Raw genomic sequence first — 16332 nt, 5'->3', positions numbered from 1 at the left:
AGCTTCACTGTCCCGTCACGACGCGTGTCCACATGCGGTTCTGCAGTCGCAGCAGCTTTGCGTCGTTGTTCTCGACCACGAACAGCTTGGCCTTTACGTCATCGGGCGGGAAAACGCCGGGATCCTTGGCGACGGCCTGATCCATCAGCGGCAGGGATTCCGGGATCGCATTGGCATAGGAGACATAATTGGAATTGGCTGCGGCTATGTCGGGCCGCAAGTTGAAATCGATCCAGGCCTGGGCGTTCTCCGGATGCGGCGCATCCTTCGGCACCGCCATCGTATCGAAGTTTATCAGCGTGCCTTCCCTGGGAATGGAATAGGCAATCTCCAGCTTCTTCGCGGATTCCGCCGCACGGGTCTTCGCCTGCAATATGTCGCCCGACCAACCCAGCACGACACAGATGTCGCCATTCGCCAGGTCGTTGATGTATTTCGACGAGTGGAAGTAACGGATATAAGGCCGCACCTTGCCCATCAGGTCTTCGACCTTGGCGAGGTCGTCAGGACTGGTCGACCTCGGGTCGATGTGGAGATAGTTCATAGCCATCGGAATGATCTCCGCCGGGGCATCGATCATGGCGACGCCGCAATCGGAGAACTTCTTGACGACGTCGACGTCGAAGACCATGGCGAACGAATCTGTCGGAGCGTCCGGCATGCGTTGCTTGATGGCAGCGACATTGTAGCCGATGCCGTCCGTGACGGCCATGTAGGGCACGGCGTGCAGGTTCTGCGGGTCCGCGCCCGCGATCAGCGACAAGGCTTGCGGATCGATTTTCGAGTGGTTTGACAGCTTCGATCCGTCGAGCGGCAGGAAAGCGCCCGCCTTCACTTGGTTCTTCAGAAACGGAAAAGCCGAGGGATAGACCACGTCATATCCCGAGCCGCCGGTGAGCAGCTTCGTCTCAAGGACCTCGTTGCCGTCATAGACATCGTAACGGACCTTGATACCTGTCTCCTTCTCGAACTTCTCAGCCGTATCCGGCGCGATATAGTCGGACCAGTTGTAGACGTTGACGACCTTCTCGTCGTCCGCCCGGGCGACGCCGAAGCAGGTGCCGCAGGCAAGCGCGGCGCTCAGGATTGGGAAGAGCAGAGAGCGCATGGGTGTCCTCCTTTCGCGGGTGCGGCCGATGCGGCGCACCGTTCCAATTTCACTTTCGGCACGCTTGCCGCTCAACGCCGCTGCGGTGCATAAACGGGTAAGGTGATACAGGCGACATTGCCGCCGCCGAGCAGAATTTCGCGGGAGTTCTCGATGCCGACGATCTTGTGGTCGGGGAACAGCGTGGCCAACTGTTGCTTTGCCTTCCGGTCGAGATCGCAGCCGAACTCGGGCACCACCACGACGCTGTTGCCCGGATAATAGTTGATGTAACTCGCCGCGATCCGGTTGCCGGTTGGCCGCGCCCAGGTCGAATCGACCCGGTCCACGCTCTCGCTTTCCTCGGCCGTCATTTCGATCGGCAGGGGATGGTGCAGCCGATGAACCTGCAGGCTACGGCCACGCGCGTCACGGGCCGAACGCAGCACCTCTTCGGCTTCGCGCACGATCTCATATTGCGGGTCGTCCCGCTCGTCGGTCCAGCTCAGCGCCACCACGCCCGGACGAACGAAGCAACAGAGGTCGTCGACATGGCCATCCGTCTCGTCGAAAGCAAAGCCGCGCGGTAGCCAGATGATGTCGTCGACGCCGAGATAGTCGCCAAGCCGGCTCTCCACCTCGGCCTTGCCGAGATAGGCGTTGCGATTTCGATTGAGCAGGCATTGCTCGGTCGTCATCAGCGTTCCCTGGCCATCGCATTGCAGGCCGCCGCCCTCGGCGATCAGCGGCGCGCGATAGCGGTCCATCCTCTCGATCTCGAGCACTTTTTGTGCAGCCAGGTCATCGAGATCCCAAGGCGAGTAGAGGCCGCCGTCGAACCCGCCATAGGCGTTGAAGGTCCAATCGACGCCCCGCACGCCGCCTTGGTCGTTGACGACGAAATTGGGGCCGCTGTCGCGCAGCCAGGAATCGTTGGTGGACATCTCCACGACGCGTACATCGGCGGGCAAGCGCGCTCTGGCGTTCCGCCACTGGCGGCTGGATGCCGCCACGGTCACGGGTTCGCTTTGAGCGATCGCGGCAGCGACGTCGGCGAACAGCTTCTGGGCGGGCTTGGCGCCCTGGCGCCAGGTGTCCGGCCGCTCCGGCCAGATCAGCCAGCAGCCTGATTTGGGTTCGAATTCGCCAGGAGCGCGAAACCCATCCTGTCTCGGTGTGGTCGGGAGCGTATGTGACATTGTGGGGCTGCCGGAAAAATGGAACGACGAAACTTTCCCGGATCAGACGGTTTTGGGGCCACATTCGTCAATGTCCCATTTGGGATAGGTTGAGTACGGCTTCGGCCGCTGGAGCTTGCGGTGGACGGACAGAACGCCATTGCCACCGGAAGTGATCTGGGGGAATCTCCCTGGGGGCCGGCCGAGCAAGCGCCCGCCTGAAAGGGAGACTTCAATGGACGCGACGGGATTGAAGGCCATGCAGGCGCCGCTGAAGGAAGCTTATCGCGGCGATGCCTCTCGCGCGCTGATCACGCTGCGAGCCAAGGGCGCGATCGACGACCAGTCGATCGCCTGCAAGGTCGAGACGGGCAGGGCGTTGGCAATCGCCGGTCTTCATCCGGCAACAGGCGGCTCGGGGCTCGAACTGTGCTCCGGCGACATGCTGCTCGAGGCGCTGGTGGCCTGCGCCGGGGTGACGCTGAAGGCGGTGGCGACGGCGCTCGAGTTCAAGCTCGGCGCCGCGACCGTTGAAGCCGAAGGCGACCTTGATTTTCGCGGCACGCTCGGGGTCGCCAAGGATGCGCCGGTCGGTTTTCGCGCCATCCGGCTCAATTTCGATCTCGACACGGATGAGCCGCGGGAGCGCATCGATTCGCTGCTGAAGCTGACCGAGCGCTATTGCGTGGTGTTCCAGACCATCAACCAGAAGCCGGAACTTACGGTGAGTGCGCGGCGCTGAATCACAAGGCCCACGGCAAGCGGCTGCGGGCCTTGTTGTACCCCGATGCTTACTGCGCTGATGGTTGCTCGGCGTCACCCTCGTCGGTGAAGGGCGAGGCGCTCGGCACGCACTGCACGGACCAGCCCGCGGGTGTCGGCTGCTTCTGATACTCGGTGATGGCGGCGGTGCACTGTTCGCGCTTGTCGAAGGTGCTGGGCAGCACGACCATGCCGCCCTGTGGGCCGGCGATTACCAGATACCAGACCAATGCTGCGGTTGTAGCCATGGAGTTTTCCTTGTTCTGCCCAGCAGGGCGCTTGGTGTGGGAGTCGTCCGATCCTAACAACTCCTCGGAAATGACGAAAGCATGACCGCCGCCTTGGATTACAGCTGCATCATGATCCGGCAGGTTTTCGGGCTGGGCGTGTTGCAGCCGCCACAATTCAATCGGTCGCAAAGCAATAGAACAGCCGCCGAGGCATCGAGAACGGGCGGTCGTGATGACACAACATGGCCGCTTCTTCGGCACCCTCAAAGGCTGGAGTTCATTCCGGCTGCCGGTAGGCGACGAAGCGGTTGTGCTTGGCCTGGAAGATCAGGCCGGTCTCTTTGAGGTCCGGGCTGGCCAGCGGCACGATGCGTTTGGCGATCTCGGAGGGATGCGGCAGCGTCTCGGGATCCTCACCGGGCACGGCTTGCGCGCGCATCGCGGTTCGGGTGGCGCCGGGGTCGACGGCGTTGACGCGCAGCGGCAGGCTTTGCGTCTCGTGCGCCCACGAGCGCATCATGGTTTCGACCGCCGCCTTGGATGCCGCGTAAGGCGCCCAGAACGCGCGCGCCGAATGCGCGGCATTGGAAGACAGGATAATCGCCCGGCCGGCATCCGAAAGCCGCAGCAGCGGGTCGACGGAGCGGATCAGCCGCCAGGTCGAGGTGACGTTGATGGTCATCACCTTTTCGAAGGTCTTGGCCTCGACATGGCCGATCGGCGAGATGACGCCGAGCACGCCGGCATTGGCGACGAGAATGTCGAGCTTGCCCCAGCGCTCGTTGATGGCGCCCCCAGCCGGTCGATGCCGGCCATGTCGGCGAGATCGAGCGGGACCAGCGTCGCCTGGCCACCGGCCGCCTTGATCTGGTCGTCGAGTTCCTCGAGACCACCGACAGTGCGCGCAACAGCGATCACATGCGCGCCGGCGGCGGCCAATTCCCTGGCGATGAAATAGCCGATGCCGCGCGAGGCGCCGGTGACGACCGCGACGCGGCCGGTAAGGTCGAGGGTCATGCGATCGCTTCCGGAACTCTGGCTAAGCTGGTGACGGTCCGGCAATCCTACGCCCCGCTTGTCGCCAGCAGCGACAGCGTGCGCACATTGTCGTGGCCTTCGAAGTCGAGCAGGCGGGTCGGGTACTGGCCGGTGAAGCACGCATCGCAGAACTGCGGCTGTTCGTCGTTGCGGCTGGCCTCGCCAACGGCGCGGTAGAGCCCGTTGATCGAGAGGAAGCCGAGTGAATCGACGCGGATGAACTCGGCCATCTCTTCCACCGACATGCGCGAAGCGAGCAGCTTCGACTTCTCCGGCGTGTCGACACCGTAGAAGCACGACGCGCTGGTTGGCGGCGAGGCGATGCGCATGTGCACTTCCCTGGCGCCGGCGTCGCGCACCATCTGCACGATCTTCTGGCTGGTGGTGCCGCGCACGATGGAATCGTCGACCAGCACCACACGCTTGCCCTCGATCATGCGGCGGTTGGCGTTGTGCTTGAGCTTGACGCCCATGTGACGGATCGAATCGCCGGGCTGGATGAAGGTACGGCCGACATAATGGTTGCGGATGATGCCGAGTTCGAAGGGAATGCCTGCCGCCTGGCTGAAGCCGATCGCCGCCGGCGTGCCCGAGTCCGGCACCGGCACGACGATGTCGGCCTCGACCGGATTTTCCTGCGCCAGTTCCGCGCCGATGCGCTTGCGCACTTCATAGACATTGCGGCCCTCGACCGAAGAGTCTGGCCGGGCGAAATAGACATATTCGAAGATGCAGAAGCGGGTCTTCTGCGGTTCGAACGGGAACAGGCTCTCGATGCCCTTGGAAGTGACGACGACCATCTCGCCGGGCTTCAGGTCACGCACGAAACGGGCGCCGATGATGTCAAGCGCGCAGGTCTCCGAGGCCAGGATCCAGGCGCCGTCGAGATCGCCCAGCACCAGCGGGCGGATGCCGAGCGGATCGCGGCAGCCGATCATCTTCTTGGCCGTCATCGCCACCAGCGAGAAGGCGCCTTCGACCTGACGCACGGCGTCGATGAAACGCGAGTTGAGGTCGCGCTCCTTGCTGGTCGCAACCAGATGCAGGAGCGTCTCGGTGTCGGATGTGGACGAGAAGATCGCGCCCTGCTTCTGCAGCGCGCGCTGCACAGTCATGGCGTTGGTCAAATTGCCATTGTGGGCGACGGCAAAGCCGCCATCGGCCAACTCGGCAAAAAAGGGCTGGATGTTGCGCATGCCGGCGCCGCCTGTCGTGGCGTAGCGCGTATGGCCGATGGCGCGGTTGCCTTGCAGGCTGTCGATGACGCGCTGCTTGGTGAAAGTGTCACCGATCAGGCCGACATGGCGTTCGACGTGGAACTGGCTGCCATCATAGGAAACGATGCCGGCCGCTTCCTGGCCGCGATGCTGCAGCGCATGCAGCCCGAGAGTGACGATGGCCGCTGCGTCCTGTCGGCCGAAAATGCCGAACACACCGCATTCGTCGTGGAAATGGTCGTCGGCCTCGGCGGAAAGCACGTCGTCTGCGTCTGCCATCTTAAGCTCCGCTAAAATCGCCATATAAGGCGGTCGCGCGTCGAAAGCAACGCACTGCATGCGATCGTTCACATGGATCGATCGCCAGACGTTCCGTTCGGACCTCAGTTCGCCGGCGCTGGCGCCGGCTTGGCCGTGTTGTCGGCGGGGCCGGCGTCGTTGTCGTCGGGCGCTGGCGCATTGGCGTCGTCGCCGCCGGCTGGAGCATCCGCCGCCGGTGCGTCGGGCGCGGCTGGCGTCTCGGCGGCCGGCTGATTCGGATTGAGCTTCTTGAGGATGGCGTTTTCCGGATCCTCCGGCAGCAGGCTTTCCAGCTTGGCGCCGATCTGTTCCAGCAGCGGCCGCGACTTGGCTTCCGTGACCCAGGCCGGGGCCTTGGCGCCGGCCAGCCAGTTGAAGAACAGCAGCGCCACCGCGACGACCAGGACGCCGCGCGCGGCGCCGTAGAGGAAGCCGAGCGTGCGGTCGAGTGCGCCGATGCGCGAATCGATGATCCAGTCGGCAAGCTTCATGGTGATGACCGAGACGACGATCAGCGCGATGATGAAGACCACGCCGGCAGCCGCCGCCATGGCGATCTTCTCATTGTCGATATAGGGCTTCAGGTAGGGCAGGACCGGCTTGTAGAAGAAGAAGGCCGCCGCGGCCGCCGCCGCCCAGGACACCACTGAAAGCACTTCGCGCGAAAAACCGCGAACCATGGCGAGCATCGCCGAGACCAGGGTGAAGCCGACGAGAATTCCGTCAAGCAGCGTAATCGGCATGTCTTTCGCCCCACTCTGTCTTGCTCACCACCGGATGAGCCGCGTCACTCTTCATCGTCGGCGCGGCTTCGCCGTGAGCCGGCTATGCGCGCCACGAGGTCGGCAAGCTCGGTGGGTTGGAAAGCGCCGGCCCCGATCCCTCCAGCAAGTTCCTCGCTGCCCAAGGGCAGAACCGCGCTACCAAAACCCAGCTTTTCGGCTTCCTTGAGGCGCTGCTGCGCATGCGCAACCGGCCTCACCGCGCCCGAAAGGCTGATTTCGCCGAAATAGACGCAATCGGCGGGAAGGGCAAGACCGGTGAGCGAGGAAACCAGTGCGGCGGCGACCGCGAGATCGGCAGCCGGCTCGCTGATGCGGTAGCCGCCGGCGACGTTGAGATAGACGTCATGCTGCCCGAAACGGACACCGCAATGCGCCTCCAGCACCGCCAGCACCATCGACAGCCGAGCCCCGTCCCAGCCGACCACCGCCCGGCGCGGCGTGCCGAGCGAGGAGGGCGCGACCAGCGCCTGGATCTCGACCAGAACGGGCCTGGTGCCTTCCATGCCGGCGAAAACCGCTGCTCCCGGCGATTTCGCGTGCCGTTCGCCAAGGAAAAGTTCGGACGGGTTGGAGACCTCGCGCAGCCCCTTGTCCGACATTTCGAAAACGCCGATCTCGTCGGTTGGTCCGAAGCGGTTCTTCACCGTGCGCAGGATGCGGAAGTGGTGGCCGCCTTCGCCCTCGAAATAAAGCACGCCGTCGACCATGTGCTCGACCACGCGTGGACCCGCGATCTGGCCTTCCTTGGTGACATGGCCGACCAGCACGATCGCGGCACCCGTGGATTTGGCGTAGCGGATCATTGCCTGAGCGGCGGCGCGTACCTGGGTGACCGTGCCCGGCGCGGAATCGGCAAGGTCGGTCCACAGCGTCTGGATCGAATCGAGGATGACCAGATCCGGCCGCTTGCCGTCGGCGATCGTGGCGAGGATATCCTCGACATTGGTCTCGGCCGCCAGTTCCACGGGCGCCGACGCGACGCCGAGCCTCTGCGCGCGCAGCCTGATCTGGGCAACCGCCTCTTCGCCCGAGACATAGACGATGCGGTGGCCCTTCGAGGCAAGTGCGGCTGCAGCCTGGGTGAGCAGCGTCGATTTGCCGATACCGGGATCGCCGCCGACCAGCAGCGCCGAGCCGCGCACGAAGCCGCCGCCGGTGGCGCGGTCGAGTTCGCCGATGCCTGATATGATGCGCGGCGCGTCCTCGATGTCACCGGAAAGCGTGGTCAGCACCACCGCGCGGCCCTTGCGGGCATTGCGCGTATTGGCGGGCCCCGAGCCGATGCCGCCTGACGTGCCTTCCTCGACCAGCGTGTTCCACTCGCCGCAGGCATCGCATTTGCCCGCCCAGCGCTGATGCACTGAACCGCAATTCTGGCAGATGAACTGGACGCGGGATTTGGCCACGCTTCTACCTTCCCGCCCGATTGCGGGCGCCGCGATCCTTCGCGCGCCCCTGTGTCCGGCAGGACAGAGGGGGCGCCGTAGAACGCCTCGCTTCCGCATTTCTGTTGCGACCGCTGGCAAGAGGCTACTCAAACCGCTCCGCGATGTGGTGCTCTTCGGCCAGATCCGAGAAGCGGGTGAATTCGCCGTGGAAGGCGAGCGTGACCGTGCCGGTCGGCCCGTGGCGCTGCTTGGCCACGATCACCTCGGCCTTGCCGCGCATCTCGTTCATCTCGTTTTCCCACTTGACGTATTCCTCGGTGCCGAGCTTCGGCTCGCGGTTCTTGAGGTAATACTCCTCGCGGTAGACGAAGATGACGACGTCGGCGTCCTGTTCGATCGAACCGGATTCGCGCAGATCGGAGAGCTGCGGGCGCTTGTCGTCGCGGCTTTCGACCTGACGCGACAGCTGCGACAGCGCGATGATCGGCACGGTCAGTTCCTTGGCCAGCGCCTTCAGGCCCGTGGTGATCTCGGTGATTTCCTGCACGCGGTTCTGCGAGGACTTGGCGGATGAGCCCTGCATCAGCTGGATATAGTCGATGACGATCAGGTCGAGGCCACGCTGGCGCTTCAGGCGACGCGCGCGGGCAGACAGCTGAGCAATGGAAATACCACCGGTCTGGTCGATGAACAGCGGGATCTTCTGCATGGTCTGCGAACAGGCGACCAGCTTTTCGAAATCCATTTCGCTGATTTCGCCGCGGCGGATCTTCGAGGACGAGATTTCCGTCTGTTCGGAAATGATACGGGTCGCGAGCTGTTCGGACGACATTTCGAGCGAGAAAAACCCGACGACACCGCCATTGGCCGCCTTGAACGAGCCGTCGGCTTGTTGTGCCGGCACATAGGCCTCGGCGACGTTGAAGGCGATGTTGGTGGCGAGCGATGTCTTGCCCATGCCCGGGCGGCCGGCAAGCACGATCAGGTCGGAGGGCTGCAGGCCGCCCATGCGGCGGTCGAGATCGCGCATGCCGGTGGCGAGGCCCGACAGACCGCCGTCGCGCATGTAGGCGGCGTTGGCCATGTCGACCGCGGTCTTGACCGCGTCGGTGAAGCTCTCGAAGCCGCCGTCATAGCGCCCGGTTTCAGCCAGTTCGAACAGGCGGCGCTCGGCGTCCTCGATCTGTTCGGAAGGCGACATGTCGACAGGTGCGTCATAGGCGATGTTGACCATGTCCTCGCCGACCGTGATCAGCGCCCGGCGCGTCGCCAGATCATAGATGGCGCGGCCGTAATCGGTGGCGTTGACGACGGTGACGGCTTCCACCGCCAGCCGTACGACATATTGCGCCACCGTCATGTCGCCGACCTTTTCGTCGGCCGGCAGGAAGGTCTTCAGCGTGATCGGCGTCGCCGCCTTGCCCATGCGGATCAACTCGGCAGCGACATCGAAGATCTTGCGGTGCAGGGGTTCATGAAAATGACCGGACTTCAGGAAGTCGGACACCCGGTAGAAGGCATCGTTGTTGACGAGGATGGCGCCAAGCAACGCCTGCTCGGCCTCGATATTGTTGGGCGATTCGCGATAGAGCGGTTGCTCCGCCACGCCGAATTTTCGCGCTGCCTCTGCCATGATGTCCCCAATTTCGATCCCGCCCTTTCGATATCAGAACTGGACAAGTCGGTGCTGACTTATCTGCAACAGCTCGTGTCGAAGCGGCTTTGATACTCGCGATTCACAGCCAAAATTTTTCCGTGGAAAGAATCGCAATTGACTCGAATCGAGAGTTGCGAGTTTAGCGTTTCTCGAAGGAGAACAAAACAGGAAACTGGAGCGATTGGCGCGGGATTGCGGAGCCGTCCCGTTCGTTTCATCCTCGTGCCAGCGCATCGCCCCAGTCCAGCCGCCGCGCCACCTTGAAGGCGTCGCCGTCGCGTTTGGTGAAGAGCTTTTCGCTGGCGCTGCCGTCTGCTTCGCAGAGTTTCAGCGTAACCTTGCCGGACCCTGACTTCGGCGGCGCGATCACCCGTGCGGCGCGGGAGGCAGCCGGCTGGCGCGAAGCGGCGATGTAGATGAATTTCTCGTCTTCCCACGGCACATCGGCGTCCTTTGCCAGCCGGTGCAGGCGCGAGCGGGCGACGCGGCGGGAAAAGTGGCACCAGTCTGGCGGGTTGAGCGGGCAGGGCACTTCGTGCGGACAAGGCGCCAGCACATGCGCGCCGGCGGCGATCAATTGCCGGCGCACCGACAGAATTCGCTGCCAGCCCGCCGGCGTGCCCGGCTCGACGATCAGCAGCGTGTCCGTCGTTAGGTGCCATAGCCGGTCGACCATTTTGGCCAGGGATGCCGGTACGATCTCGTCCAGCACATAGGCGCATGTGACGAGTTCGGCGGGTTGGAGGTCGGCCAACTCCGTCGTGACATCGCCGGCCTGCCAGACGGTCCGGGCCGCGATCGCGTCGGTCGCAAGCGTCTCGCCGATCTTGCGCACGGCGGCACTCGCCTCCAGCAGTGTGGCCCGTTCCAGTTCAGGCCAGAGGTCGCTGGTGGCCCAAAGCACCGTACCAGGACCGGCGCCGACATCGAGCAGGGTTTTCGGTGTGAAATCCGGCCGGGCTTCGGCGAGCGCATCGAGGCTGGCGCGGACCGCGGCATAGGTCGCCGGCAGCCGCGTCGCCAGATAGGCCCTGACCGCCATGTCCTGCGCCATGTGCAGGCGGCCGTCGCGCAGTTCGGCGCGGTAGCGGTCGGAGAGCGTCTTTGCCGCCTGCTTCAGGTCCGGCAACGGTACTTTTTCCAGGATGCGATCGACAGCCTGTCGAAGAGGGACCGGCAGTTCCACGGCCTATGCCCCTCTCGGCGCAAGCAGGATGATCGAAGCACCTGCCATGCAGAGCGCCGCACCGCCAAGATCCCAGCGGTCGGGCCGCACGCCTTCCACCAGCCAGAGCCAGGCCAGCGAGGCAACGATGTAGATGCCGCCGTAAGCGGCATAGGCTCGCCCTGCTGCATTGGTGTCGACCAGTGCCAGGAGCCAGGCGAACAGGAGCAGCGAGACAAAGCCCGGCGCCAGCCACCAAGGCGATTTTTCCAGCCGCCACCAGGCCCATACCGAAAAACAGCCGGCGATCTCGGCCAACGCTGCAGCGGCATAGAGGAGATAGGTCATGAAAAAGGCCTCGCGACGATCACGAGGCCTTTTTCGGGGCAGGAGCCTGCAATGGCAAGCGCCAATAATGCGTTCTAGCGCCGTTTCTATTCAGCCACCTTGCGGCGCCGGGCCGGCTTGACCGGCTTCTCGACTGGAGCCGCCTCGCGGTGACCCATGTCGCGCATTTCCAGCGCTTTTTCGCATTTGGCCATATAGTCGCGCGTCATCGGCAGCGTGTCGTTTTTCTTGGTGATCTGGAACTGGAAAATCACCAGGTCCTGCCAACGGAAGGCAGCCTCCGAGGCGGCCAGATAGAACTCCCACATGCGGCAGAAGCGTTCGTCATAGATCGCCTTGGCCTTGTCGCGGTTGGCGGCGAAGCGCTGGCCCCAGTGCTTCAGCGTGTCGGCATAGTGGAGCCTCAGGATTTCGACGTCGGTAACCACGAGGCCGGACTTTTCGATCGCCGGCAGCACCTCGGACATCGCCGGAATGTAGCCGCCCGGGAAAATATACTTTCGGATGAAGGCGCTGGTCGCCCACGGCACGCCGGAGCGGCCGATCGTGTGCAGAAGCATGACACCATCAGGCTTCAGCAATGTTGCCGCCTTGTCGAAGAAGGTTCGGTAATGGTTGACGCCGACATGCTCGAACATGCCGACCGAGACGATGCGGTCGAAGCGTTCGTTGAGCTCGCGATAATCCTTCAGTTCGAAATGGACGTGGTTTTCCAGCCCTTGCGCATGCGCCCGGTCCGTGGCGACGCCATGCTGTTCGGTCGACAGCGTCACGCCCTGCACGTCGACGTCGAAAGCCTTGGCGAGGTAGAGGCCGAGCCCGCCCCAGCCTGAGCCGATGTCGAGCACCGTATGACCCGCCTTCAGCCGGAGCTTGGCGGCTATATGGCGCTTCTTGGCTGCCTGCGCCTCTTCCAGCGTCATGTCCGGTTGCTCGAAATAGGCGCAGGAATACTGCATGTCCTCATCGAGGAAGAGCCGGTAGAGCTCGCCCGACAGATCGTAGTGCCGCTGCACGTTGCGGCGCGAGCGCGAGGCGGTGTTGATCTGCTGAAGGCGGCGGAAGGCGTGGCGTAGGCCCTCGATGGCTTTCGACCAGGTCGCGTCGATGCCGCCGCTGCCCATGTTCTGGAAGGCAATGCGCATCAGCCCAAGCACGCCGCCTTCAAGAATGTCCAGCTCGCCGTCCATATAGGATTCAGGCACCGCCAGCATCGGATCGAAGGAGATGGCGCGCTCTGCATGCCGGGTCTTGATGTGCATATGCACCGGCTCGCCGCTGCCGTCGCCGAAGATGAATGTCGAACCCTTCGGCCCGGTTACCTTGAGATTGCCCGTGCGCACCAGGCGGTCGAGAACGCGCTTCAACAGAATATTCATGTCCAATGTCCCCTCACGGTCAGACGGGCTGTCCTACTCTGCATCAATATATGGGGTTTCGAAAAGTTCCTTTTGGCACAAAAATGCCCGGGCGAGAGGCCCGGGCATTGGTCCAGAATGGCTGGAGAGCGGTGGTCCGAGGACCTGTGCGATCAGGCGTTGTCTTCGCCGCCTTCGAACTCGGCATTCGGATCGAAGAAGTTTTCCGGCCGCGCATTGTCGTTGATGTCGTCGCCGTAAATGGCTTCGGCGGTGGTCAGCGTCTCGCCCTTGGCCTGGCGTTCGGCCTCGTCGGCCGTGCGGGCGATGTTGAGCGTGATGGTGACTTCGACTTCCGGATGCAGCGCGATCGCCACATTGGTGAGACCGATGGTCTTGATCGGCTGGTTGAGCTGGATCTGGTTGCGGTTGACCGTGAAGCCTTCCGCGGTCAGCAGGTCGGCGATGTCGCGGGTCGACACCGAACCGTAGAGCTGGCCGGTCTCGCCGGCCGAACGCACCGCGATGAAGCTCTTGCCGTCAAGCTTTTCGGCGACCTGGGCCGCTTCCGACTTGCGTTCGAGGTTGCGGGCTTCGAGTTGGGCGCGCTGGCCCTCGAACTTCTTCTTGTTGGCTTCGTTGGCGCGCAGCGCCTTGCCCTGCGGCAGCAGGAAATTGCGGGCAAAACCGTCCTTGACCTTGACGGTATCGCCCATCTGGCCGAGGCGGGAAACGCGTTCGAGAAGAATGACGTCCATGGCTATGTTCCTTTTGGTTGGGCGTCCGTCCACGAGGCCGACGCCGAATTCTCTGGAACAGGTCAGGAAGCAAAAGGGCGTTGCCGCCGGTGTCGCTGTCCTGCCTGTCGCGGCAGTTAGAGGTTTTTGACCTCAACTCGGGATTTGATGGCTAGCCGGTCATGCCCGTCATGGCCGGCGATAGGAACGGGCGGCGAACCGCCCGTTCGGAAGAATTAGCGAACCACGTAGGGCAGCAGGCCGAGGAAACGGGCACGCTTGATCGCCTTGGCGAGCTCGCGCTGCTTCTTCTGGCTGACGGCGGTGATGCGCGACGGCACGATCTTGCCGCGCTCGGAAATGTAGCGCTGCAGCAGACGCACGTCCTTGTAGTCGATCTTCGGTGCGTTGGCGCCTGAAAACGGGCAGGTCTTGCGGCGGCGATGGAAAGGGCGCCGGGTCGGGATCTGATTGATGTCGACCATTATTCTGCACCCCCTTCAAAACCTTCGCGCGGACGGCGCGGACCACGGTCGCCGCCTTCGCGATCGCCGAACGAACGCGGGCCACGATCGCCGCGGTCGCCGAAGCTGCGCGCCGGACGATCGCCACGGTCGCGATCGCCGAAGCCGCCGCGCTCGGAGCGCTCTTCGCGCTTCTGCATCATGGCCGAGGGACCTTCCTCATGCGCCTCGACCTTGATGGTTAGGAAACGCAGCACGTCCTCGGACAAACCCATCTGGCGCTCCATCTCGTTGAGCGCTGCCGGCGGGCAGGTGAGGTCCATCAGCGTGTAGTATGCCTTCCGGTTCTTGTTGACCCGGTAGGTGAGGGACTTCAGTCCCCAGTTCTCCACCCGGCCGACGGACCCGCCATTCGCTGCGATGACGCCCTTGTACTGTTCTACAAGCGCATCGACCTGCTGCTGCGAGAGGTCCTGCCGGGCAAGAAACACATGTTCGTAAAGAGCCATTATGGTTCAGTGCCTTTCTTCGTTTCTCTCCCGGTTCCCGGCGGCAAAAGCCTCTGCAACTTCTCTGACCCGCATGTGCCTCGAAAGGCGCGGGGAAGAAAGGAGCATGACGAGACGGTCGAGAGCGGAGACACGGGAGGCGGAAGCGCTTCTGGCTTCACACGAAGGTTCTCGAAAAAACCTCCGGCCCTCCGTTCAGCCCCCAGCTGGGACCGGCAGATTGGCGGCGTCTATACAGCAATCCGCCGATAAGGCAAGGGCAAGCGGCGTCCCCGATGTCGCAACCACCGGAAAATCAAGCCGCGGCGTCGGCAAGGCCTGGCGATTTCCCCGGCAACCGGACCTTAACCACAATGTCAGGTTGCGCAGGGTTGCCCTCCGCCGTCAACGGTCGATTCATCATGGAAGGCGCAAAAGCCCGGACAACCGTGCATGACACGCGGCAAGCATTTTCGGGGGTAAGGATGCTTCTCAACAGGTTCTGGCGCTCGAAGAGCGGCAATTTCGCGCTTCTGATGGGGTTGGGGCTACCGGCCATTCTGTCGGCCGTGGCCTTCGCGACCGATGTCTCGACCATGATGCGGGCGAAGAGCAACCTGCAGAACGCGCTCGATGCGGCAAACCTTGCCTCGTCGCATCTTGGCGACCTCGACATGACCCGTACCGATGCTTTCGACCGCTATTTCCAGGCCAACATCGTTGGCCATGGCGAACTCGTCAACGCGCAGGCGACCCTGACCGTCGACAGGGGCGTCAATTTCATCAAGACCAAGGCGGTCGCCTCGGCCGACGTCAATCTGAACTTCGCTTTCCTGTTTGGCCAGAGCAAGCACATCGTGGTCGATGCCTCGGCGGCCGAGTCCAATAACCAGCTCGAAGTCGTGCTGGTTCTCGACAATACCGGCTCGATGGCCGGCGCCCGCATGACGGCTCTGAGGACGGCGACGAAGTCGTTGCTGGATACGCTCGAATCGACAAAATCGCCGACGCGCCAGGTCCGTGCTTCACTGGTTCCCTTCGTCACGGCCGTGAACGTCAATGGCGACGGGTTCGACCCGTCCTGGATCGACATGGACGGCAAATCCTCGACCAACGGCATCAATTTCCCCGTCATCGACGGCAAGCGCCCGAACCACATGGCGCTGTTCAGGCAGCTCAAGGACACCGGTTGGGCCGAGCCCGGATGGAACGACACGGGATGGAAGGGCTGCGTGGAGGCACGGGCCGGCGCCTACAACATTTCCGACACGCCGCCCGACCCGGCTAAGCCCGACACGCTGTTCGTTCCCTATTTTGCGCCGGATGATCCGGGAGAGGCGCAGGTGCCGTCCAGTTCCTATGGCAATGAGGCAAAATACTACAACAATTCCTATCTCAGCGACACCAGCGACACGGTCAAGCTAGACAAACAGAAAGGCGGCAACCGGCTCGCCATCGACTTCAGCGGCCTCGACAGCGATCCCGACAAACCCACCAAGGAAAAGGTCGCTAAATATGTGGCACCGGCCAACGAACTTATCACCGAGACAGGAACTCCCGTCACTGTTGGTCCCAACCGTTCCTGCCCGACCCCCGTCGTTCCCCTGACCGACGATTTCGACAAATTGCGCAAGGCGGCGAGCCAGATGACGGAATGGAACGGCTCCGGCACCAACGTCTCGGAGGGGCTGTCCTGGGGCATGCGGGTGCTCTCGCCCGGCGCGCCCTATACCGACGGCGCGCCATTCAAGACGCCTGGCGTCAGCAAGATCGTGCTCTTGCTCACCGACGGTGAGAACGTCGTCTACGGCGCCAGCCAGCAATCGACGAAGTCCGACTACACGTCCTACGGTTATCTGGCGGGTGGCCGCTTCGGGTCGGACAATCAGACGACGGCGGCTCGCAATGTCGACGGCTGGACGAAGAGCGTCTGCACGCAGTTGAAGAACCAGGGCGTGCAGATTTACACGATGGTGCTGCAGTCCGACACCGCCGCCAACCGCACGCTTTACAGCGCCTGCGCTTCCGATCCGAGCGATTATTATGCCGTCAACGATCCGGCCAAGCTGCCGAAAGTGTTTCAGCAGATCGCCAACAAGTTCTCGAAGCTGCAACTGACGAATTGAGCGC

At 63.2% G+C, this 16332-nt stretch carries 15 protein-coding genes and 1 pseudogene; 2 read left to right on the top strand and 14 right to left on the bottom strand.

Translation table 11 applies throughout. The features are described from left to right. Positions 1 to 4: 4 nt before the first annotated feature. Together EJ077_RS20065 and aguA are read right to left on the bottom strand one after the other, a co-directional pair. A complete protein-coding gene (locus EJ077_RS20065) occupies positions 5 to 1108 on the bottom strand; it encodes a polyamine ABC transporter substrate-binding protein (protein WP_208695762.1) in 1104 nt (367 codons plus the stop codon). A 71-nt stretch (positions 1109 to 1179) separates the two neighbouring features. Next, a complete protein-coding gene (aguA, locus tag EJ077_RS20060) occupies positions 1180 to 2286 on the bottom strand; it encodes an agmatine deiminase (protein WP_208695761.1) in 1107 nt (368 codons plus the stop codon). Between the two features lie 214 nt (positions 2287 to 2500). Between aguA and EJ077_RS20055 the strand changes: the two genes are divergently transcribed. Continuing rightward, positions 2501 to 3007, top strand: coding sequence for an OsmC family protein (locus EJ077_RS20055; protein ID WP_208695760.1), 507 nt, complete (start codon positions 2501 to 2503; stop codon positions 3005 to 3007). Positions 3008 to 3056: 49 nt separating this feature from the next. Here EJ077_RS20055 and EJ077_RS20050 read toward each other — a convergent pair whose 3' ends face one another. The 12 genes and pseudogenes from EJ077_RS20050 to rpsF form a co-directional block, all read right to left on the bottom strand. After that, positions 3057 to 3275 (bottom strand): hypothetical protein, encoded by a 219-nt coding sequence (locus EJ077_RS20050; RefSeq protein WP_010915155.1) that lies wholly within the window; start codon positions 3273 to 3275, stop codon positions 3057 to 3059. A gap of 259 nt (positions 3276 to 3534) precedes the next feature. Continuing rightward, positions 3535 to 4274, bottom strand: a pseudogene (locus EJ077_RS20045) (SDR family NAD(P)-dependent oxidoreductase). 47 nt (positions 4275 to 4321) lie between these two features. Continuing rightward, a complete protein-coding gene (purF, locus tag EJ077_RS20040) occupies positions 4322 to 5791 on the bottom strand; it encodes an amidophosphoribosyltransferase (protein ID WP_208695759.1) in 1470 nt (489 codons plus the stop codon). Positions 5792 to 5895: 104 nt separating this feature from the next. Continuing rightward, the gene (locus tag EJ077_RS20035) at positions 5896 to 6555 is read right to left on the bottom strand and encodes a CvpA family protein (RefSeq protein ID WP_127278760.1); all 660 of its coding nucleotides are present in this window, start codon (positions 6553 to 6555) and stop codon (positions 5896 to 5898) included. A gap of 44 nt (positions 6556 to 6599) precedes the next feature. Beyond that, entirely contained in the window at positions 6600 to 8003 is a 1404-nt protein-coding gene (radA, locus tag EJ077_RS20030) for a DNA repair protein RadA (RefSeq protein WP_127871425.1), read from the bottom strand. A 124-nt stretch (positions 8004 to 8127) separates the two neighbouring features. Next, on the bottom strand, positions 8128 to 9618 hold the full coding sequence (locus EJ077_RS20025; RefSeq protein WP_127871426.1) for a replicative DNA helicase: 1491 nt from the start codon (positions 9616 to 9618) through the stop codon (positions 8128 to 8130). A 238-nt stretch (positions 9619 to 9856) separates the two neighbouring features. After that, on the bottom strand, positions 9857 to 10828 hold the full coding sequence (locus tag EJ077_RS20020; RefSeq protein WP_208695758.1) for a small ribosomal subunit Rsm22 family protein: 972 nt from the start codon (positions 10826 to 10828) through the stop codon (positions 9857 to 9859). Between the two features lie 3 nt (positions 10829 to 10831). Further along, positions 10832 to 11155 (bottom strand): YnfA family protein, encoded by a 324-nt coding sequence (locus EJ077_RS20015; RefSeq protein WP_208695757.1) that lies wholly within the window; start codon positions 11153 to 11155, stop codon positions 10832 to 10834. An 86-nt stretch (positions 11156 to 11241) separates the two neighbouring features. Further along, positions 11242 to 12534, bottom strand: a complete 1293-nt coding sequence (locus EJ077_RS20010; protein WP_208695756.1) for an SAM-dependent methyltransferase — start codon at positions 12532 to 12534, stop codon at positions 11242 to 11244. A 152-nt stretch (positions 12535 to 12686) separates the two neighbouring features. Further along, a complete protein-coding gene (gene rplI / locus EJ077_RS20005; RefSeq protein WP_127871428.1) occupies positions 12687 to 13271 on the bottom strand; it encodes a 50S ribosomal protein L9 in 585 nt (194 codons plus the stop codon). 215 nt (positions 13272 to 13486) lie between these two features. Then, positions 13487 to 13735, bottom strand: coding sequence for a 30S ribosomal protein S18 (gene rpsR, locus EJ077_RS20000; RefSeq protein ID WP_006203718.1), 249 nt, complete (start codon positions 13733 to 13735; stop codon positions 13487 to 13489). Beyond that, a complete protein-coding gene (gene rpsF / locus EJ077_RS19995) occupies positions 13735 to 14223 on the bottom strand; it encodes a 30S ribosomal protein S6 (protein ID WP_027144123.1) in 489 nt (162 codons plus the stop codon). The genes rpsR and rpsF overlap by 1 nt, the downstream gene beginning before the upstream one ends. A gap of 464 nt (positions 14224 to 14687) precedes the next feature. Here rpsF and EJ077_RS19990 point away from each other — a divergent pair, with 464 nt between their 5' ends. After that, on the top strand, positions 14688 to 16328 hold the full coding sequence (locus tag EJ077_RS19990) for a pilus assembly protein (RefSeq protein ID WP_208695755.1): 1641 nt from the start codon (positions 14688 to 14690) through the stop codon (positions 16326 to 16328). Positions 16329 to 16332 lie beyond the last annotated feature (4 nt).

Source organism: Mesorhizobium sp. M8A.F.Ca.ET.057.01.1.1, assembly GCF_003952565.1.
Lineage (GTDB): Bacteria > Pseudomonadota > Alphaproteobacteria > Rhizobiales > Rhizobiaceae > Mesorhizobium.
This window is presented reverse-complemented; position numbering and strand designations above follow the sequence as displayed.

Excerpts from the sequence above, each read along its gene's own strand:
- aguA (WP_208695761.1), bottom strand. The coding sequence starts at position 2,286 with ATGTCACATACGCTCCCGACCACACCGAGACAGGATGGGTTTCGCGCT.
- EJ077_RS19990 (WP_208695755.1), top strand. The coding sequence starts at position 14,688 with ATGCTTCTCAACAGGTTCTGGCGCTCGAAGAGCGGCAATTTCGCGCTT.
- EJ077_RS20025 (WP_127871426.1), bottom strand. The coding sequence starts at position 9,618 with ATGGCAGAGGCAGCGCGAAAATTCGGCGTGGCGGAGCAACCGCTCTAT.
- EJ077_RS20065 (WP_208695762.1), bottom strand. The coding sequence starts at position 1,108 with ATGCGCTCTCTGCTCTTCCCAATCCTGAGCGCCGCGCTTGCCTGCGGC.
- rplI (WP_127871428.1), bottom strand. The coding sequence starts at position 13,271 with ATGGACGTCATTCTTCTCGAACGCGTTTCCCGCCTCGGCCAGATGGGC.
- purF (WP_208695759.1), bottom strand. The coding sequence starts at position 5,791 with ATGGCAGACGCAGACGACGTGCTTTCCGCCGAGGCCGACGACCATTTC.
- EJ077_RS20055 (WP_208695760.1), top strand. The coding sequence starts at position 2,501 with ATGGACGCGACGGGATTGAAGGCCATGCAGGCGCCGCTGAAGGAAGCT.
- EJ077_RS20050 (WP_010915155.1), bottom strand. The coding sequence starts at position 3,275 with ATGGCTACAACCGCAGCATTGGTCTGGTATCTGGTAATCGCCGGCCCA.
- rpsR (WP_006203718.1), bottom strand. The coding sequence starts at position 13,735 with ATGGTCGACATCAATCAGATCCCGACCCGGCGCCCTTTCCATCGCCGC.
- EJ077_RS20015 (WP_208695757.1), bottom strand. The coding sequence starts at position 11,155 with ATGACCTATCTCCTCTATGCCGCTGCAGCGTTGGCCGAGATCGCCGGC.
- EJ077_RS20035 (WP_127278760.1), bottom strand. The coding sequence starts at position 6,555 with ATGCCGATTACGCTGCTTGACGGAATTCTCGTCGGCTTCACCCTGGTC.
- rpsF (WP_027144123.1), bottom strand. The coding sequence starts at position 14,223 with ATGGCTCTTTACGAACATGTGTTTCTTGCCCGGCAGGACCTCTCGCAG.
- EJ077_RS20010 (WP_208695756.1), bottom strand. The coding sequence starts at position 12,534 with ATGAATATTCTGTTGAAGCGCGTTCTCGACCGCCTGGTGCGCACGGGC.